19 protein-coding genes are annotated in these 20168 nt (G+C 40.1%); 15 read left to right on the top strand and 4 right to left on the bottom strand.

Annotation, left to right across the window (positions count from 1 at the left end; genetic code table 11):
- The first annotated feature begins 15 nt into the window (after nucleotides 1-15).
- From L6E24_RS02070 to L6E24_RS02025, 10 genes are all read left to right on the top strand, one after another.
- Nucleotides 16-780: an anaerobic ribonucleoside-triphosphate reductase activating protein gene (locus L6E24_RS02070; RefSeq protein WP_257743076.1), complete on the top strand. Its 765-nt coding sequence runs from the start codon at nucleotides 16-18 to the stop codon at nucleotides 778-780.
- 312 nt (nucleotides 781-1092) lie between these two features.
- Nucleotides 1093-1641, top strand: a complete 549-nt coding sequence (locus L6E24_RS02065) for an AAA family ATPase (protein WP_257743075.1) — start codon at nucleotides 1093-1095, stop codon at nucleotides 1639-1641.
- Nucleotides 1638-2414, top strand: coding sequence for a sugar phosphate isomerase/epimerase family protein (locus L6E24_RS02060; protein ID WP_257743074.1), 777 nt, complete (start codon nucleotides 1638-1640; stop codon nucleotides 2412-2414). The genes L6E24_RS02065 and L6E24_RS02060 overlap by 4 nt, the downstream gene beginning before the upstream one ends.
- On the top strand, nucleotides 2411-3352 hold the full coding sequence (gene rnz, locus L6E24_RS02055) for a ribonuclease Z (RefSeq protein WP_257744062.1): 942 nt from the start codon (nucleotides 2411-2413) through the stop codon (nucleotides 3350-3352). Before L6E24_RS02060 ends, rnz begins: the two co-directional genes overlap by 4 nt.
- Before the next feature lie 60 nt (nucleotides 3353-3412).
- Nucleotides 3413-4579: a magnesium transporter gene (locus L6E24_RS02050; RefSeq protein ID WP_257743073.1), complete on the top strand. Its 1167-nt coding sequence runs from the start codon at nucleotides 3413-3415 to the stop codon at nucleotides 4577-4579.
- A gap of 52 nt (nucleotides 4580-4631) precedes the next feature.
- On the top strand, nucleotides 4632-5831 hold the full coding sequence (locus tag L6E24_RS02045; protein WP_257743072.1) for a potassium channel family protein: 1200 nt from the start codon (nucleotides 4632-4634) through the stop codon (nucleotides 5829-5831).
- Nucleotides 5832-6137: 306 nt separating this feature from the next.
- Nucleotides 6138-7982, top strand: a complete 1845-nt coding sequence (locus L6E24_RS02040) for a DHH family phosphoesterase (protein WP_257743071.1) — start codon at nucleotides 6138-6140, stop codon at nucleotides 7980-7982.
- A 183-nt stretch (nucleotides 7983-8165) separates the two neighbouring features.
- Complete coding sequence (locus L6E24_RS02035; protein WP_257743070.1) at nucleotides 8166-8417, top strand: DUF7123 family protein; 252 nt, start codon at nucleotides 8166-8168, stop codon at nucleotides 8415-8417.
- 60 nt (nucleotides 8418-8477) lie between these two features.
- Nucleotides 8478-8690: a hypothetical protein gene (locus L6E24_RS02030; protein WP_257743069.1), complete on the top strand. Its 213-nt coding sequence runs from the start codon at nucleotides 8478-8480 to the stop codon at nucleotides 8688-8690.
- Nucleotides 8691-8717: 27 nt separating this feature from the next.
- A complete protein-coding gene (locus tag L6E24_RS02025; protein WP_257743068.1) occupies nucleotides 8718-9338 on the top strand; it encodes a hypothetical protein in 621 nt (206 codons plus the stop codon).
- Between the two features lie 67 nt (nucleotides 9339-9405).
- On the opposite strand, the gene L6E24_RS02020 is transcribed toward L6E24_RS02025, so the two are convergent.
- Nucleotides 9406-10191, bottom strand: a complete 786-nt coding sequence (locus tag L6E24_RS02020) for a hypothetical protein (RefSeq protein ID WP_257743067.1) — start codon at nucleotides 10189-10191, stop codon at nucleotides 9406-9408.
- 372 nt (nucleotides 10192-10563) lie between these two features.
- On the opposite strand from L6E24_RS02020, the gene L6E24_RS02015 reads away from it, so the two are divergent.
- Nucleotides 10564-10716, top strand: coding sequence for a hypothetical protein (locus tag L6E24_RS02015; protein ID WP_257743066.1), 153 nt, complete (start codon nucleotides 10564-10566; stop codon nucleotides 10714-10716).
- Between the two features lie 72 nt (nucleotides 10717-10788).
- On the opposite strand, the gene L6E24_RS02010 is transcribed toward L6E24_RS02015, so the two are convergent.
- From L6E24_RS02010 to L6E24_RS02000, 3 genes are all read right to left on the bottom strand, one after another.
- Complete coding sequence (locus L6E24_RS02010; RefSeq protein ID WP_257743065.1) at nucleotides 10789-11586, bottom strand: CheR family methyltransferase; 798 nt, start codon at nucleotides 11584-11586, stop codon at nucleotides 10789-10791.
- A gap of 288 nt (nucleotides 11587-11874) precedes the next feature.
- The gene (locus tag L6E24_RS02005) at nucleotides 11875-16137 is read right to left on the bottom strand and encodes a methyl-accepting chemotaxis protein (protein WP_257743064.1); all 4263 of its coding nucleotides are present in this window, start codon (nucleotides 16135-16137) and stop codon (nucleotides 11875-11877) included.
- Between the two features lie 5 nt (nucleotides 16138-16142).
- Nucleotides 16143-16922 carry a ParA family protein gene (locus L6E24_RS02000; protein WP_257744061.1) on the bottom strand — a complete coding sequence of 260 codons (780 nt, stop codon included), beginning with the start codon at nucleotides 16920-16922 and terminating at the stop codon, nucleotides 16143-16145.
- A gap of 489 nt (nucleotides 16923-17411) precedes the next feature.
- On the opposite strand from L6E24_RS02000, the gene L6E24_RS01995 reads away from it, so the two are divergent.
- From L6E24_RS01995 to L6E24_RS01980, 4 genes are all read left to right on the top strand, one after another.
- A complete protein-coding gene (locus tag L6E24_RS01995; protein ID WP_257743063.1) occupies nucleotides 17412-18287 on the top strand; it encodes an Rpn family recombination-promoting nuclease/putative transposase in 876 nt (291 codons plus the stop codon).
- Between the two features lie 135 nt (nucleotides 18288-18422).
- Nucleotides 18423-18797 carry an Rpn/YhgA-type helix-turn-helix domain-containing protein gene (locus L6E24_RS01990; protein WP_257743062.1) on the top strand — a complete coding sequence of 125 codons (375 nt, stop codon included), beginning with the start codon at nucleotides 18423-18425 and terminating at the stop codon, nucleotides 18795-18797.
- Nucleotides 18798-18932: 135 nt separating this feature from the next.
- Nucleotides 18933-19295, top strand: a complete 363-nt coding sequence (locus L6E24_RS01985) for an Rpn/YhgA-type helix-turn-helix domain-containing protein (protein WP_257743061.1) — start codon at nucleotides 18933-18935, stop codon at nucleotides 19293-19295.
- A gap of 135 nt (nucleotides 19296-19430) precedes the next feature.
- Nucleotides 19431-19781, top strand: coding sequence for an Rpn/YhgA-type helix-turn-helix domain-containing protein (locus L6E24_RS01980; RefSeq protein WP_257743060.1), 351 nt, complete (start codon nucleotides 19431-19433; stop codon nucleotides 19779-19781).
- The last annotated feature ends 387 nt before the right edge of the window (nucleotides 19782-20168 follow it).

Raw genomic sequence — 20168 nt, 5'->3', positions numbered from 1 at the left:
GACTGGTGATTTTTTTTGAAGGTAAATTTTGGCGGATTTGTTCCATTAAGTACAGTTGACTGGCGTGGTAAGTCAGTATGTGTGGTATTCCTCAGAGGATGTCAGGTGAGATGCCACTACTGTCATAACAGGGAAATACAGTCCGGGCAGGATTTCAGGGACACAAAGGAGATCCTTGAAATGATAAAAGAGTCCTCACTGGTTATATCAGGTGTTATCTTCTCAGGCGGAGAACCGACAATGCAGAAGGATGCACTGATGGAGATGGCAAAGGGATGCCGGAAGATGGGTCTGAAGGTCGGTATCCAGACCAATGGCGGCTATCCTGATACCCTAAAGGAGATGACTGATGCCGGACTTCTTGATCTTGTCCATCTGGATATTAAAACAAGATGGGAGCATTATCCGCTTCTCTTAAAGGTGGACTGCGATGTGGTCGGGAAGATAAAGGAGTCATTTGAATTCTGCAAAGATGCTTATCATTCGGAAAAACTCTCAAAACTTGAAATTGCTGTGACGCTCTTTCCGGGGCGTGAGGATGATGCAGTATATATTGCCAGGGAAGTCGATGATGATATTGATATAGTGCTTCAGCAGGGGATTGAAGGCAGGATTCCGCCTCTAATGTTTGAGGACTTAAAGAGGATTGGCGATAAGATGAGGAGAAGGGTCCGGATTCAGACGAGGGAAGACGGTGAGATTGCCTATGAAAACGGCAGGATACTTATTGCAGATTCAATCCCGCTGACTGATATCCTTCAGGCAAGGAGGAGTTATTGATGCAGCAAAAATCTGCCGAATGGTGCTCTGATCTGATTTCGGCCTGAGATCTGTCAATATTATGTTCTCCGGATATTTTCCTGAAATACCTGATACTGTCAGAACCGGCATTAATACAATGATACAATGTCAGGACAGGCAGCCGGAGACAGTCATAGGTACAGCCGGATCTGCCAATATCAGAACCGGCATTCATCCGGTATCGGAGCACAGTCAAAACTACCGAATATCCAATAATATCATAAATGCTTAAATTAATAATAATATTGGATTTTTAATAAATTGAGTTTTTAAAATTACAGGATGTTTGATATGATAGTCATAGGAGTTGTTGGCCTTCCCGGAAGCGGTAAAGGGGAATTTTCAAATATTGCAACAAAGATGGACATACCTGTCGTTGTGATGGGTGATGTAGTACGAAAGGCTCTTGATGATGCCGGGCTTAAACGGACAGACCTGAATATGGGGGAGATGTCCAGGCATCTCCGCGCCGGTCTTGGAATGGACGGCCTTGCAAAACTGACTATTCCGGATATCGAAGATAAAGATAGCGACCTTGTGGTTGTTGACGGCATAAGGGGTGATTCCGAGGTGGAACTGTACAGGGATCACTTCGATAATTTCTGTCTTGTCTCCATTGAAAGCTCATTTGAATCAAGGCTTAAGAGGATGGGTACAAGAGGCAGATCAGATGATACAGCTGATGAAGAATCTCTCAGGAGACGTGACGAAAGAGAGACCGGATGGGGACTTGGCAGGGCATTTAAGATGGCAGATTTCCGGATTGAAAATGAAGGTTCGCTTGATGATTTCTCTGAAAAAGTCATACTCACCATAAAGAATATCCGGAGCAGGGTATGAAAAATCCTGTTTATTTTGCATCTTCAGGTAAGATCTGGTCTGCTATAGAGTGGATATACGGCATTGAGGATAAAGGATATGACGGATGGGAGATCTCGGCTGAAGGCAATTACAGGCTTGATGTCAGGGAATCAAAGGAGAGGATCGCTGAGACACTCGGCAATACGAATCTGTCAGTATCTGTCCATGCGCCCTTTTCAGACTTAAATCTCGCCTCTCTGAATTATCCGATATACCATGAGTCGATCCGTCAGCTGCAGGCATGTGTGACAAATGCTGCTGATTTTACCGACCGGGTGACCATCCACCCCGGATATATGTCCCCGGCTGCAAAACTTCTCCCCGGAAAGGTATGGGACCTTCATAAAGAAGCTCTCAGAGAGATTGGCAAAACTGCATCGGACTGCGGGGTACTGGTATGTCTTGAAAATATGCCGGACATTCCTGACTTTCTGTGCAGATTTCCGGATGAGATATTCGGCATGACCGAAGGAATCGAAGGCATTGGTATAACCCTTGACTGCGGCCATGCAAATACCACCGGAACACTGAACGGTTTCCTGAAAGATCTCAGCAGGATCTCACATCTGCATATTCACGACAATAACGGGAAGAGTGATGAGCATAAGGCAGTCGGAGACGGAACTATACACTGGGACGATGTATTCTCTGCGATAAAGAGATCAGATTACAGGGGAATATGTGTTGTAGAAGGGAGAAATATTGATGAGGCAGAGAAGAGCCTTGAATTTATCAGGAGGAATGCATTATAGCGGGTGAGACACTTCAGGTATATTTCTTAGGCACTGCGGGTGCACTTCCGACAACCAACAAAAATCCTGCCTGTTATATGATAAGACGCGGTTCTGACACTCTGTTATTTGACTGCGGTGAGGGTGCTCAGCAGCAGATGATGAGGGCAAGGACAGGTTTTACTGTTGATGCAGTCTTCATCTCACACTGGCATGCCGATCATTATCTTGGTGTCTGCGGGCTTGTGCAGACGATGTCTTTTAACGGGCGGGAAAACCCCCTGACGGTGTACGGGCCGTCCTGGATATATGAATTTATTGACTACGTTGAAAAGATATCAAAGACAAGACTGAATTTCAGGATAATCCCGTCAGAGCTGAGGCATGGTTCTGTTGTGCCCTTTGACGGTTATACTGTGCGTGCCTATTCGTCAGATCACGGGATGCCAGGTCTTGGATATATTCTTGAAGAGGATATGCGCCCCGGAAAATTTGACCGTGAGAAGGCCATTGAGCTTGGTGTCAGGCCCGGTCCTCTCTTTGGAAGGCTTCAGAGGGGGGAGGATGTTGAAGCTGAGCTTCCTGACGGGGAAGTCAGAGTTGTACGCCCTGAGGATGTAATGGGGCCTGCGCGTTCCGGAAGAAAAGTCGTCTATTCCGGAGATACAAGGCCGCAGTTAGATGGCGAATGGATAACATGGGCCAGGGATGCTGATCTGCTCATTCACGATGCAACCTATGACGATTCTGAGAGGAAGAGGGCTGCGGAGGTATTTCATTCCACAGCCGGTGAGGCTGCGGAGGTTGCCACAGCAATCTCTGCACGGATGCTGGCACTAATTCATATCAGTTCACGATATACCAAAACAACAACCCATATACAGGATGCAGAAAAATACTATGGCGGCACTATAATCTCTCCGGACGATCTGGATATGACTGAACTGCCTTTCAGGTGAATATGATGACAGGTGAAGGTGATGAATCTCCGTACGGCAGTAGACTCTGGATATTGCAGGATGATTCTGACAGGTCTCCTGGCATTGCTTATAACTGCATTTGCAGCTACTGCCGCAGGCGTTTATTTAGGCTCGGTTAGGGAGCTTCTTGCCTTAATTCCGGGCCTCATCGTTCTGGTTCCGCCCTCCATCAATATGCGGGGCAGTGTTACGGGTGTCTTAACCTCAAGGCTTGCCTCTTCAATGCACCTTGGGGAGTTTGAGATCGATTTCTCCAAATCGAGTGTGCTTGGTTATAATGTCCGTGCTTCCATTTATGTTACAACAGTAATTGCATTTCTGCTTGGAATTATTGCATATGTGATCACTGCCTTCTTTGGACTGGCAGGTATAACTCTGCTGGATTTTATTTTAATATCTGTCATATCCGGAATTTTATCCGGGCTTTTAGTAACCGGAATTTCAATATTGATCACAATTGTGAGTTATAAAAGAGAGATTGATCTTGATATGATTGCATCTCCGGCAGTCACCACTTCAGGGGACATCATAACCCTGCCTGCGCTTATGATGACGGCAATACTTGTCATCTCGCTTCCGGCTGAAGTGAAGTATATTGCCGGAATTGTGGTTCTTCTGATCTCGCTGTTATGCCTTTATATGGCCTTTAAAAATAGTGTGGATATAGCTGAGATTACAAGGGAGATTCTCCCGTTACTTGCTGTTCTGTCTGTTGTCGGGACTTTTGCGGGGATTACCTATGCAGTGGATATGGAGGAACTGATAACCTTCTCTGTTTTTCTGGTATTAATTCCGCCTTTTACAGGTGGTTGTGGTTCAATTGGCGGAATTTTATGCTCAAGGCTTGCCACCGGAATGCATATGGGAGAAATTCCGTATAATCTAAAGCCCGGAAGAGAGATATTCGGTTATTTCTCTGTAACCTATTTATATGCAGTAATACTGCTGCCCTTAATGGCTGTAATCGCCCACTGTTCGGCCATCTTCTTCTCGATGGATTCACCCGGACTTTTGGTTATTATTGAAATTAGCCTTATTGCAGGGCTGATTGTGGTTACTTTTGTAAATATAATCGGCTATGCAACAGCAGTATTCTCATTTAAGAGAGGTTTTGACCCGGACAATTTTGGTATTCCTGTCATCACCAGTTTTATTGATCTTGCCGGTGCAACCATGCTTGTAAGCGTTATTAATTTACTTCTGTAGAGCATATAATATAAATAATCAATAACTTCATTATTTTAAAGGATTATAACAGATGACCGAACTAGAATATCAGCCTGTCAGTTTAAAGGATGTCCTTATTGAAATGAAGGATATTGCTGAACTTATGGTTGATCTTGCTTATTCCGCAATTCTTTTTGAGAACAAGGAGATCGCACGTGAGGTTTTAAATCTTGAAGAGAGTATGAATCAGCTTGTCTATCAGGCACGTATTCAGAGCATTCTCGGTGCAAGGCGCATTGAAGAGGCAGAATCTATGAGCGGGATGCTTCAGGTTGCAGAGTCTGCTGAGATCATCTCTAATTCTGCCTCTGACATTGCAAAAAAGATTCTTAAGGATGTAAAATTTCCGGCTAAATTAAAACAGGCCCTTCCTGAAGCTGAGGAAGTTACTGTGCATATGAGGGTTCAGAAGAGCAGTCAAATTGACGGCAAAACCCTTGGAAAGCAGAAACTTCAGAGCACTACCGGAATGAGGATTATTGCTATAAGAAGGGATGTCTCGTGGATCTATGATCCTGACCGTAAAACACGGATTCTTAATGGCGATATTCTGATTGCAAAAGGTCTTGAAGCCGGAATTGATCTTCTGAGCGATATGACAGGAAATGAGGTCAGGGCCGCTGAAGATGAGCTTTCAGATGCTGTTGTCTCTGATCTTGACCGTGCAGTCTCACTCATAATTGAAATGAAGAATCTTAGTGAGCTTGCAGTAGGGCTTGCATATTCATCACTTATGTTTGACAGCCGTGAAGTTGCGGATGAGGTGGTGTCACTTGATTCAAGAATGGATGATATGAGCTATAAACTTGATTTATGGGTGTTGGAGGCTTCAAAAAGAATATCTAATGTGGAGTATTTAAGAGGCCTTCTGTATATGTCAGCCTTTGCGGAGAGTATCAGTAATGCCGCAAAATCAATTGTCGATGTAATTATCCGTGATATTGAGATTCCTCCTGTATTTAAAAAGATTGTCCGTGAGTCTGATGAGATCATCACTAAAATTGATGTGAATAAAAAGTCCCCTCTTGTTGGTAAAACATTAAAAAAGGCATCGCTTGGTACTGTTACAGGAATGGTAGTACTTGCAATAAACAGCAACGGAAACTGGAAATACAGGCCCGGAAAGAATGATATACTCAAAGCCGGAGATATTATTATTGCAAAAGGCAGAAGGGACGGGGAGTGCCGTCTTTTAGCTCTGGCAAAGAACAGGAATGTTAAAGATCTTTGACCGGCATAGGTAATATTATAGATTTTCAGGCAAAATAATTGTCTGTAATTTATCATATGTATCCGGATTCCGGCCTGTTGCTCATTTTACGCGGGTGCACAAATATGCCGGGGGCGGATGTTGATATCTCTATAAGAATATCATTATTTATCAGTAAAAACCAGGTTGGTTATAGAATTGCAGGATATACCGGATGATCCTTTTTGCTCAGGCAAAGAAGATGTACTGAATATGTCTGCTGTAATTATTTGGATATTACAGCAATTTCTGCCAATCGGGCATAAAAATAACATTAGGAAGTAAAATATGGAAAATAATAAAGTAACTGTTTACAGACTGGGTTCAGGCTGCGAGCTTGAAGACATCAGGTCCGGAAATATTTATGAAGTCAGAGTTCAGGGTTTTGCAAAATTCGGAACATTTGTCTATTTAAATAACAGCATAAAAGGGCTTGTTCATATAAGCAATGTGAAGTCAGAGCACAATGAGGGTGAATTCCTCTTTGTCAGAGTGAAAAATATCAGAGATAACGGCAATATTGACCTTGAAGAGGTTATTCCGGAAGAGTACGAGATTGAAGCTGTAAACTGTTCCAGGTCCCAGACAAAACTGAAGGACTTAAAGAAGAAAGTGGGCAGAAATGTAACCCTCGAAGTTGAAATAGCACAGATTAAGCAGACTTCAGGCCCGACAATCTTTACCCTTGTCGATGATTCAGGTACTGAGAGTGGTGCAGGTTTCGTTGAAGCCGGAAAGAGAGCCTACCCCGATATTGAACTGGGTGATTTTGTCCGTGTCAGCGGAGAGATCATGATGAGAAACGGGCAGATCCAGCTTGAGATCAGTGATATGTCTGCTCTTTCAGATGATGAAATCCTGACCGTTAAAAAGAGGATTCAGGATGCAATTGATGAGAGGTCACGTCCGGATGACATCCCCTTCATGATTGAGAGTGATATTCTTGAGAAGCTTAAGCCTGATATGCAGAAGGTCGCATATTATATCCGAAAGGCAATCTTCACCAATCAGCCGATAATTCTCAGGCATCATGCTGATGCAGATGGTATCGCGGCCGCAGTTTCGGTTGAGAGGGCAGTAACAATGCTCATAAAGGATAATGGAGGAGATCTTGACAGTGAAGCCCATCTCTTTAAGAGAGCACCGTCCAAGGCACCATTTTATGAGATTGAGGATGTTACAAGGGATCTCGATTACGCCTTAAAGGACAATGTAAAGTACGGGCAGAAGTTTCCGCTCATTGTTATGATGGATAACGGTTCTACTGAAGAGGATGAAGCTTCATACAGGATGGCCAAAGTTTATGATATACCGATTGTTGTTGTAGATCACCATCACCCTGATGAATCTACAGATGCGTATCTTGAGGCTCATGTAAATCCGTACCTTGTCGGCGGGGATTTCGGGGTTACTGCGGGTATGCTTGGTGCTGAACTGGCAAGAATGATCCATCCGCCTGTTGAATCTGATATCAGGCATTTCCCTGCCGTGGCTGCTGTGGGTGACAGAAGTGAAGCGCCGGAGAGGCAGATGTATCTTGATCTCATTGCAGATTCTTATTCTGAAGATGAATGTAAGAATATTGCACTGGCACTTGATTATGAGCAGTTCTGGCTCAGATTTAATGACGGAAGAGAAATTGTAAAGGACATACTCAATGTCAATGGAAATTCCGGCAGGCACAAAAAACTGGTCTCACTCCTTGTTCAGGAAGCAAATCTTGCAATTAATGAACAGTTAGAGACTTCAATGCCTCATGTTGAGGAGAGGGTTCTTGTAAATTCTGCAAATCTCTTTATGATCGATGTTGAGATATATGCGCACAGGTTTACATTCCCGCCGCCCGGAAAGACATCAGGTGAAATTCATGACATTCTCTGCAAGAGAAATGTTGGCAAACCGGTAGTTACACTTGGTGTAGGGCCTGATTTTGTTGTTATACGGTCACGCGGTGTTAAGATGAACATTCCGCAGATGGTTCGTGAACTTCGTGAGGAGATCGTTGGCGGTGGTGTCAATGGCGGAGGCCACCTTGTAGTCGGTTCGATTAAGTTTGTTGAAGGTATGAAGGAAGTTGTAATTGGCAAACTTATTGAGAAGATTGGAGAATTTGGGGTTGAAGACCTTATCTGATCCATTTATACTGTGATTTTATTTTTAGGATATTAATGCACATATTAGATTTCGTGCATAATAAATTTAAATCTGTTTTCTTAGGAACTAAGGTTTATTATCTGTCAGAATTGGAATGAACCGGAATAATTCAGAAATGTTTAAATATATACACTGTTTATTAGTTATCAGGGAGGGGGATTTATGAGTAAAAAGGATGACATCAAAGAGAGATATACTTTGACTCAGGGCAAGATTGTGATATATCTGAAATCCGGACTTGTTAAAGGGAAACAGTATTTTAAATCAAAATATATTGCAAAAGAGCTGGGTCTCTCCCCAAAAGAAGTAGGTACAAATATGGCAATCCTTGCTGACATCTGTGATGAACTTGAAATATCACGCTGGAGTTATTCCAATAGTACAACCTGGTGTGTCAAAGCAAGAGCTGCTTAAGGTTACTCTTCTCTGTTTTTTTTCGTTAGATTAATTAAGCTGTTTAATGCAGTTATTTATATGAGTGAGAAAATTATTGAATTCATCTCTCCTGTTGAGTTTATTGCAAATATCAATGAGAAGAAGGACTGCCTTATGAACCAGAGCACAAATCAGGATGAGGCTGTAGCTGATGAGGGCAATCCCGATGGCCTCTGGTATAATATTGATGTTCCCAAGGGTCATGGATTTAAGCAGGGTGACAGGATAAAGATTACAATTGAAAAGGTCTGAATCTTTTCAACCGGAGATTTAATCAGGATGGATAAAAACAGATTTTATTTTAAGGCGTTTGGCATATTATCGTTGGTTATTGTAATGTCTGTGTTTGCCGGCGGATGCACAGCACAGAATGCTGAGGATGCAATTACCTTTAAAGAGGCAGAGGATTTAATTGATCAGGGTTCTGAGAAGATCTTTTCAATCAACTGGAATAGTGAAAATCCGGTGAACATCCGTTCTAAGCTCTCTTCTGCTGAGGTGGATTTTAAGATAGTGTTTGATTCGCTTTCGCTGTTAAATCCTGAAAATTTTGAAGAGACTAAAGATATTTATGCAATGAGGGCCATTTCATGCGCCAATCTGGAACTGATCTCTTCTCTGATGGATCTCTCAAATGTTATAGAGCATTATAATAATGCGGATTATTATGCGTCCACGTATGAGAAGTATAACTGGGAGATGGAGATTAAAACCGCAGATTCGGCTCTTGCTTCTGCAAGGAATAAGTTGAATTCCGCAATTACACGCTTAAACGGCATAAATATGAATGAAGTGCCCTTTGATATGCAGGGCGAAATTACAGGAATGAAGGTGCAGTATTCCGGGCTTAACAGGCTGATGGGAAACCTTGCTACAGAATTTTCTGAGGCACTGGATTGAAGCCCTGACAGGATAATATTTCTGAACCTGAGAGGTTCCTATTTTTTATTTTAAGATAAAATGATATTTATTCCATTGTGCTGAGCATATCCTTAATATTATACATCTCCGGCTGGATCTGCTGCTGATAATAAGAGGTTTCAGGAGTTTCAAGGTCTAGTTCAAAGTTTAAAATATTTTCAGCCTCTATTATGAAGTAATATTTCCGGTCTCCGGATTCAACTTTTCTGACTATGCTTCCATTGTATAAGATATTGCCTCCGGTTACTATGTCCCCTGTTGACGCATCAACTAAAATCCACTGGAATGAGGAGTAAAGCAGGCTTTGGCCACTGGCAGGGGTCATCTTTGAATTTATCCGCCAGAGGTTATAAGGGACTCCAAAGATCTCTGAATAGCCACTGTAGTTTCCATCCATGTATGCAAATTCTTTTACGTCCATATTTTTACTGCCCCAGATTGAAGAAGAGAAGAGATCTGATGAGAGATATCTGTCCATATCGGAGAAAAAATGGTATTTGGTATGTTCCGGAGTGAATATTTCACTTTCAGGCAGGTACTGGTTTTTTGGAAGGTGCAGCCTTGGATATCCTGAGGGACCCGGAGAATATATTGAGTCCAGATCATAGTTGTAAAATATTCTGAATGGTGGTTCTAATGGGGTTGTGCTGTATGTATAGTGCGGGCCGGCCGTGCAGCATGATGAATCAGTGCATATGTCTCCGCCTGCGGCAGCGCCCGATATTGAGTTGTTTCCATCTTCATTGCCAAAGTCCGGCGGATTTATTATCACTGCAATTCCGGCAACGATTCCTATGGCAACAAGAAAGGTGATTATGTCCCTTTTATCCACAGGGATTATCTGTTGCGAATAGCTAATATAATTTTTTCATTTATCATAACTTGCAATATATCTGGTTTGGCAGATCTATTGCTGTAATATGCAGGTTTATCCCTGAGTTGACCGGATTTTTAACCGGAATGGTTGGCTATCCTGTATCTGTAATAATTTGCCGGGATAAGAGAATACGGGTGGAATAAGAGAATAGTGGTGTAAAAAAATTCATATGTGATTATTTCACAAGTGGTTTACTTCTTAAACATTTATATATTTTAAGTGTGAAATAGAGGTATGAATACGACAGAGGTTCGCACATGGATTATTTTTTATCTGATATCCTTTGTTGTACTATTGATTACTCTCTTTTTTACTACACAGGGTTTTTTGCTGGGTATTGGTCTTACACTGATTATTCTGGTACTGGGAATTAATTTTGTACTTATAAGAAAAGAGATTCAGAGTGTAAATACAAAAAAAGATCTGATGAAAAAATTATCAAAGATGGATATGTCCAAAGATAATCAGGATTTAAAATAATCAATCATATCTTTTCATACCAAAATCCTTTGAGTATTATTTTGTTTTTTGCCCAAAACAGGAGATTGTCTCTTATTTTTTAATGAACACTTTCTGGAGTGCGTCATGTGGTTCATAATATTCCTCAACTTCACGGCCGAGAAATTCGGTTTTGCCCATAACATAAAAGCCATTCTGGACAAGTGCCGGATGAAACATTCTTGCAAGGTCGTTTTTCTGTTTTTCAGTGAAATATATGGTAACATTCCGGCAGAGAATCATATCAAGGTAATTGCTGACCGGTTTTCCGCTCATCAGATCATGCTGTGAAAACCTGATCATATCTTTGATATGTTTTTTTATCTCAAATTTCCCGTCAGGCATTTCAGAAAAATGCCTTCTTAACTGTCCTTCACTGAGGTTTTCAAGTGATCTTTTATCATATATTCCTGTTTTTGCTTTATTCAGGGCCTCTCTGTCAAGATCACTTGCAAAGATGGTTATCTGTGTGTCAGGTTTCAGTCTTGTTAGATCATACAGAATTATTGCAAGAGTATAGGGTTCTTCTCCGGTTGCGCACCCTGCACTCCAGATTCTGATTCTTCCTTTTTTGTTTATGATCCCCGGAATTATGTCACTTTTGAGGAGGTCAAAAACCTCCCTGTCACGCCAGAATTTTGTGACGTTTATTGTCAGGGCATTTCTTAGGAGTTCCTGTTCTTTCTGATCTGAGAGCAGTATTTTGTTATAATCGCTGTATTCTGTTTTTCCGGTAATTCTCATTCTTGAGAGAACCCTTCTTTTAATATAATCTTCTTTGTAACTTCCGCACTGTATATTCAGCAGTTTCTGTATTGTTCTTTTTAAATTCTGAAAATCTGCATCTGACATTGTATTATCACTTAAACCCGGATTATATTTTGTTCTTTTTTATTTATTAATCAGTGTATTGTTTCCCGGAATTATTTGTTCTGCAAAAAAATAATGCTGCAAAATATTGTCTCATATATTCTGATAAATGCCTGTTTTTTTAGATCTGATTTTCCGGCAGATACAAAATATGTGGAATCTGTGGAATCTGTGGGAGATCTGGTGTTGGCTCTTTGCCGGATGTCAGTCAGATGTGGGATAGAAGATACTGATTCTGTCCAAAATAGGGTATAATATGATATAAGTTGTTTAATTTGGAGATTTCAGTTTAAATTTCTTCATCATCTCTTCAAGATTTGATGACATTTTGTGAAGTTCGTGTGAAATACTGCTGACTTCCTCTGTACTTACACTGATATCATCTGCAAATGCAGATATGTTCTGTACAGATTTAAGGTTTTCATTTGCCATTCTGTTGGCTTTTTCAATATTCTCCAGGAATTTATTGGTTTCATCTGCCTGATTTTCTGTTGCCCTGGTTATTTCAATTATGCCGTCTGTTGCTCCGCCTATATCCTCTACAATATTGTTAAGGGCATCTATTGCAAGGTTTACACTGCCAATACTGTCAGTTATCTCTTCATCAACCTTTTTCATGGATTCGGTTGTCTGCTCACTGTTCTTCTGGATCTTATTAATTAAGTCTTCAATATTCCTGGTTGCACCCTTTGATTCACGGGCAAGGTTTCTGATCTCTTCGGCTACAACTGAAAATCCACGGCCATGCTCGCCTGCACGTGCGGCTTCAATGGCAGCATTCAGTGCCAGGAGATTGGTCTGCTCGGCAATTCCGGCAATTAACCTGACAATATCGTTTATTTTGTACATCTCCTCGTTTAAGGCATTTATTTCATCCACACTTTTCTTTGATATAACACCCACATTTTCAATCTTTCCGGATGCTTTTTTACCGATTTCAGCAGCTGATCTGCCTTCTTCAGTAACTTTCTTTGCCTGCGTCATCACTTCCTGGCTTGTTCCGGAGATCTCTTCTATTGAGGCTGAGAGATCAGTTATTCCCCTGCTGATCTCACCGAAGAGATCTATTATCTTACTGTTGGATTCAGCGGATTCTCCTGAATTAACTGCAAGTTTTTCTGTTGCAGATGATATTTTACTGCTGTTTCCGCTCAGTTCTTTGGATGTTTTGTCAATTAAACCAATATTTCCGTCTATGCCAAGGAGAAGGCTGTTTATTTTATTCATTGAGTTGTTGAAATCCGTTTTCAGGTCATGAAGGGGATCATCTTCGGTTATCTCTGCTGACACTCTCAGATCACCTGATGCAATTAATTTCATCCGGACCTTTAGAATTTTTGCACTTTCTGAGAGTTTTTCTGCTTCTGTTCTGGCTTTCTCCATTAATTCCTGAACTTCTCTCTCCTTTGCCCGGATTTTGGTAATTTCATTATATACAATCAGGAGCGCATGTACATTGTTATTACTGTCAAGAACAGGTATGCCATACTGTTCAAGGATGTGGCGGCCGGAAGGGAGATCAACTGTGACCTCTCCATAACTTCTCTTTTTGCTTTTAAGGGCTGTATTCAGACCTTCTCCCTCCTGAGAGGCGAGGGTGAAATCCCTGGCATTCATCTTCAGCAGTTTTTGCTGTGATATTCCGCTCATCTTTTCATAGGCATTGTTTGTGACGATGATATTGAATCTGTTGTCAACAAGGAGAATTGGCATTGGATTTTCCTGTACAATTGTTTCTGAGCGCTTTTTGAGTTCTTCGTTCTGCCGGAGCTTTCTGTTTAGTAACTCTTCCTTCTCTCTGATTGCGGTTATGTCATTGCAGATTAGAATTACTCCGGATACTGTCCCGTCTCTCTCTTTTAAAGGAATGGCATGCTGATTCAGAGTATGTTCTCCGGAGGGTAACTGAATTGTTACTTCTGAAGAAGATGCAGATTTATTCTCTATAACCGATGAGATTTTATCTCCTGTTATCACAGTGGTTTTAAATTCACTAATATTTCTTCCGGTTAATTTGTATTCCGTAAGTTTACTCAGTTTTTCAAATCCTCTGCTGCTATGTACAATTCTTAAATTTTTATCCAGAAGAAGAACAGGCATCAGGTTTTCACGGATTACTGTCTCAAACCACCGTTCTGATCTTTCAGCTCTGTTTTCCAGTTCGTCTCTTTTTATATTGAATAATTCTTCATTTTTCCTCAGTTCTTCATTCAAATCACTGAACCGGGAGGAAATACTTTCATTTTCAAGATTAATTCTTCTTATCTCATCTGTGGTTTTACTTTCTGCTTCATTTAATCCTTTACTGAAGCCTTCATTATATGCAGACTCTCTGACATTTTCATATCTCTTCCTGAGTTCACCCAGTTCGTATTCCTTCTGCCTTATCCCGGAATCTTTCTTTGTCAGTTCAGATTCTGCTTTTCTGATCTCAGAATCCTTTCTGGTTAATTCTGATTCCTTCTCTTTTATATCGGAATTTTTTTTGTTCAGTTCAGATTCTGCTTCTCTTATCTCAGAATCCTTTCTGGTTAATTTGGATTCCTTCTCTCTTATCTCAGAATCTTTTTTGTTCAGTTCTGATTCTGCTTCTCTTATCTCAGAATCCTTTCTGGTTAATTCTGATTCCTTCTCTTTTATATCGGAATTTTTTTTGTTCAGTTCTGATTTTAATTTATTTATTTCAAGATTCCGGTCATTAATCAGATTTTCTTTCTCTTTAATTGTTGAATTATTATTATCTATCAGAGTTCTTATCTCTTCAATCTCCGAATCTTTCTCTGCCAGATGTGATCTTATCTCTGCAATCTCCGAATCTTTTCCTGTCAACTGAGATTTTATCTGCTCAATCTCCGAATCTTTTCCTGTCAGCTGAGATTTTATCCCTTTTATCTCTGAATCTTTTCCTGTCAACTGAGATCTTATCTCTTCAATCTCTGCATTTTTCTCCGACAGCTGTGATTTTAACAGTTCGATTTCGGTGTTTTCCTCTGAATACCGGGATTTTATAGATTCAATCTCTGAACCTTTCTCTGCCAGTCGTAATTTAATCTCTGCAATCTCTGCATCTTTTCCTGTCAGCTGAGATCTTATCTCTTCAATCTCTGCATTTTTCTCCGACAGCTGTGATTTTAACAGTTCATTTTCTGTTTTTTCCTCTGAATACCGGGATTTTATAGTCTCAATCTCTGAATCTTTCTCTGCCAGTCGTAATTTAATCTCTTCAGTCTCTGAATCTTTTCCCGTCAACTGAGAGTATATCTGCTCAATCTCTGCATTTTTCTCCGACAGCTGTGATTTTAACAGTTCAGTTTCTGTTTTTTCCTCTGAATAGCGGGATTTTAAAGCTTCAATCTCTGAACCTTTCTCTGCAAGCTGAGATTCAATTTTACTTATTTCTGAATCCTTCTCTGCCAGCTGAGATTTAATAGCTTCAGTCTCTGAATATATTACTGAGAATTCTGATTCTTTTGAGGTAATTTCATCACTTAAATTCTCTATTACCTTTTGATTATCTTTTAATCGTAAATTCAGCTCTTCAATTTTATTATTCTGTGATTTCAGTTCATCGTTACTCTTTTCAGTTCCCCTCTCATACCCTTCGCTGTTTCCCTTTTCATATCCGTCATTATTTCCTCTCTCATACCCTTCGCTGTTTCCCCACTCATATCCATCATTCTTTCCCTTCTTATATCCGTCATTATTTCCCTTCTCATACCCCTCTTTTGCCCCTTTGCTATATCCTTCGTCAAATGCACTGCCCTTTAATTTTTCAAAGGATTTTTGAAGCCTGTTTATTTCATTATTTTTCTCTTCAAGACCTTTATCCAGACCTTTCCTGTAAAATTTATCCTTTTCACTCTGAATTGATCTTTTAATGTCGGAAATTTCCTTATTCTTCTCTTCCCTTCCGGAATTCAGACCACTTTCAAAAGAAACCTTTTTTTCCTCCTCTATTTTATCCCGTATTGAAGAAATGTCCTTTTTAAATGTATCAATCAGTGAATCCTTTTCATTGAGCAGATCTTTTAAATCCTTATTTTCTGACTCAAGTTCTTCTATTATATCCTTTAATTCTTCGGTCTTTTTCGTAAGGCTCTGTATATCATTCTCATATCCGGAAATTTTTGGTTTACCTGATTCATATTCCTTTATTTCCTGCTTTAAAATTCCGATTTCCCTCTCTTTAACAGAAATCTGTTCTGTTATTTTATCTTCAAGTTCACTGATCTTCTGCTTATATTCTTCCTCCTTCTCTGAACTGATCAGTATTTCTGAAGATTTTTCAGACGAAATATCCAGTATTGAGTTTGTAAGTGATGCAATATCTGAGAGGTCCTTCTCAGAATAACTGTCTTTAAGCCTTGCATCAGTATTCCCTTTTACATATTCTCCTGATACCCTTCTGAATTCATCAATGAATTTTATGAGTTCCGCATTTTTTTCAGGCTTTCTCTCCGGAATTTCTGTCTGTGCCCCGGCAAATAAGGCTTTTCTTCCTGGTCTTTTCATTCCTGGCTTATCATTGCTCAATTAAATCACCAATTTCTGACAATCTCTGAAATATCACTGTACTTTTGTGCTGCTCTGGACTTGGGATGTGTGTGTGATATGGGCATATTTTCTTTCTGTGAATATATTATATTGAAATCATATGGAACTGTGCAGATCTCTTTTATATTTATCCTGAGATCGGATTCAATCTCATCAAGAAGAGTATTCTCATCAAATTTTTCCTTCTTTCCGGATAAAAGCCGTTTAAAAGACTGAATCATCTCATCAACAGGTGCTTTTACCTCCTGAAGTTCTCCGGTTTTTGTGATGATTGCCATATCTGCACTTCTTTTTTTGCCTATGCTCTCTTCAATATCTGAAAAAATAGTTGTGAGACTTTCAATTCCATATCCTGCAAAAAAACTGCTGTCAAGGGTAATAATAATCCTGTCGGCGGCTATCAGTCCGTTTAATACAAACTGTCCCATACTTGGGGGTGTATCTATCAGTATATGGTCATAATCATTAATAACAGAATTTAAAGCTTCTTTGAGAACAGAAGAGCGGTCTTCAATATTATACAGATAAGGCTCAACCCCCACAAGGTCAAGTGATGAAGGCGCGAGGAATATTCCGGATTTTGTCTCTTTAATGACATCTTTTATTGTCACATCCGGAAATCCCTCAAAGATGTTCATAAAGACATCATACATATTAATGTCCTGTTCATCGGGGTTAATTCCAAGACCAATTGTTGCATTGGCCTGTGGATCACAGTCAATTATCAGAACTTTTTCTCCGGATTTCTGAAGAAAACCCCCAATATTCAGGCATGATGTGGTTTTTCCTGTTCCGCCTTTATGATGAGCAAAAGTAATTACTGAAATGATATTTCACCTTTATAATTTCTTTGATATTATCCTTTAAAAAAACTAACGGCAGAGGCCAGTCCGCAGAATTATATTCTGGCTTATTATTTCTTATTATGTTCCGGATTCATGAATAATTCATCTGATGAATTATAGCACGTATGCCCTGACATTCTCTGAATGTGATTGGCAATACAGTCAATTACGTAACTTTCAATAATTAATAATTGTTCTCCTTTAAGCATCCGACTTTAAAATTTGTGGAAATTTTAAAGTGCCGCCATTTATTCCTGAGAGGATAACTTAACGAAACATAGGTAAATGACTATAATATTGAGAATAACCAAGAGTAAAATTGGATTTATGAATACTTTCCTGAATTTTCGGAGAGAACAGATGCCAATATATAAGTGATTGTCAGATATTATTTTCCTGTATTTTGCCATGACAAAACATAACTTTCCGCCCACAATAACCACGCCGGATGGCAGTTTTATAATGTCTCCAAAGAATGACTTTGCGTTCAGGCTGCTCTTTGGGGACGAAAAAAACAAAGAGATAACGATCTCTTTTTTAAGAACCATGCTGAAAATTCCGGTCCAAGACATTACGATTAAGGATCCCTATCTTTTAAAGCAGTTATCCGGTGACAAAACCGGGATTCTTGACATCAGAATTGTGCTGGATTCGGGAGCTCAGGTTGATGTCGAGATTCAACTGAGCGATCACCCTGCAATTAAGGAGAGGGTGCTTTTTTATCTCTCAAGGCTGTATGCCTCGCAGATCTCATCAGGAGACGGGTATCAGGTGCTTAAGAAAACCATCTCACTGGTAATTCTGGATTACATTCTTGTTTCAGTTGAACCGATGCACACCACTTACAGGTTTTATGACCGGGAGAATGAGATTGAACTGACAGATGTGCTGGAGGTGCATATTGTTGAACTACCAAAACTTAATAATATGATAAGTCAACATAAGAACAATCCTGAAATACCATGGCTGATGTTTCTGAATGCAAAAACGAAGGAGGAGTTAAAGATGGCGGCGGAGGCTGAACCGAAGATTGCAAAGGCGTATAATCGTTTGATTGAGATGAGCGATGATGAGGAGAACAGGCGGTTATATGAGGAGAGGATAGCACAGATTATTGAGGTTGATCTAAAGATACAGGCGGCTGAAGAGATAGGTATTGAGAAAGGAATTATTCATAGTGCAAAGAATCTGATATTACTCGGTATGGATGACGAGATCATAATGAAAGCGACCGGACTTTCTGCAGATAAAATTGCTCAGCTCAGATCTGAAGTTGAACCATAGTGAGAACTGAGGCTTTTATCTGTCTTCCGGAAACTTATATTTTTCCCAATCTCCATTATTTCCATTCTGTACATTCTTTCTCCGTTGCAGCCGGGTTTTCAGACTGTAACAACAATCCAGAAATACCTTTGCCTGATGTTTCTGAATGCAAAAACGAAGGAGGAGTTAAAGATGGCGGCGGAGGCTGAACCGAAGATTGCAAAGGCGTATAATCGTTTGATTGAGATGAGCGATGATGAGGAGAACAGGCGGTTATATGAGGAGAGAATAGCACAGATTATTGAGGTTGATCTAAAGATACAGGCGGCTGAAGAGATAGGTATTGAGAAAGGAATTGAGAAAGGAATTGAGAAAGGAATTGAGAAAGGAATTGAGAAAGGAATTGAGAAAGGAATTATTCATAGTGCAAAGAATCTGATATTACTCGGTATGGATGACGAGATCATAATGAAAGCGACCGGACTTTCTGCAGATAAAATTGCTCAGCTCAGATCTGAAGTTGAACCATAGTGAGAACTGAGGCTTTTATCTGTCTTCCGGAAACTTATATTTTTCCCAATCTCCATTATTTCCATTCTGTACATTCTTTCTCCGTTGCAGCCGGGTTTTCAGACTGTAACAACAATCCAGAAATACCTTTGCCTGATGTTTCTGAATGCAAAAACGAAGGAGGAGTTAAAGATGGCGGCGGAGGCTGAACCGAAGATTGCAAAGGCGTATAATCGTTTGATTGAGATGAGCGATGATGAGGAGAACAGGCGGTTATATGAGGAGAGAATAGCACAGATTATTGAGGTTGATCTAAAGATACAGGCGGCTGAAGAGATAGGTATTGAGAAAGGAATTGAGAAAGGAATTGAGAAAGGAATTGAGAAAGGAATTGAGAAAGGAATTATTCATAGTGCAAAGAATCTGATATTACTCGGTATGGATGACGAGATCATAATGAAAGCGACCGGACTTTCTGCAGATAAAATTGCTCAACTCAGATCTGAAGTTGAACCATAGTGAGGACTGAGGCTTTTATCTGTCTTCCGGAAACTTATATTTTTCCCAATCTCCATTATTTCCATTCTGTACATTATTTCCCCGTTGCAGCCGGGTTTTCAGACTGTAACAACAATCCAGAAATACCTTTGCCTGATGTTTCTGAATGCAACAACGAAGGAGGAGTTAAAGATGGCTGCGGAGGCTGAACCGAAGATTGCAAAGGCATATAATCGTTTGATTGAGATGAGCGATGATGAGGAGAACAGGCGGTTATATGAGGAGAGGATAGCACAGATTATTGAGGTTGATCTAAAGATACAGGCGGCTGAAGAGATAGGAATTGAGAAAGGAATTGAGATAGGAGAAGAAAAAGGAAGAGAAGAAGGAATTATTCATAGTGCAAAGAATCTGATATTACTTGGTATGGATGACGAGATCATAATGAAAGCGACCGGACTTTCCGCAGATAAAATTGCTCAGCTCAGATCTGAAGTTGAACCATAGTGAGAACTGAGGCTTTTATCTGTCTTCCGGAAACTTATATTTTTCCCAATCTCCATTATTTCCATTCTGTACATTATTTCCCCGTTGCAGCCGGTTTTTCAGACTGTAACAACAATCCAGAAATATCTTTGCCTGATGTTTTCTGAATCAAAACAACGAAGGAGGAGTTAAAGATGGCTGCGGAGGCTAAAACCTTTGATTGCAAAGGCGTATGATTGTTTATAGTCAATTTACGTAACTTTCAATAATTAAAATTGTTCTCCTTTAAGCATCCGACTTTAAAATTCATGGATATTTTAAAGTGCCGCCATTTATTCCTGAGAGGATAACTTAACGAAGCATAGATGAAACGAAGCATAGATGAATGACTGTAATGTTGAAACACTG

This window comes from Methanoplanus endosymbiosus, from assembly GCF_024662215.1.
In the GTDB taxonomy this organism is placed as follows: Archaea; Halobacteriota; Methanomicrobia; order Methanomicrobiales; family Methanomicrobiaceae; genus Methanoplanus; species Methanoplanus endosymbiosus.
The sequence above is the reverse complement of the archived record's forward strand: the minus strand, read 5'-3'. Positions and strand labels throughout refer to the sequence as shown.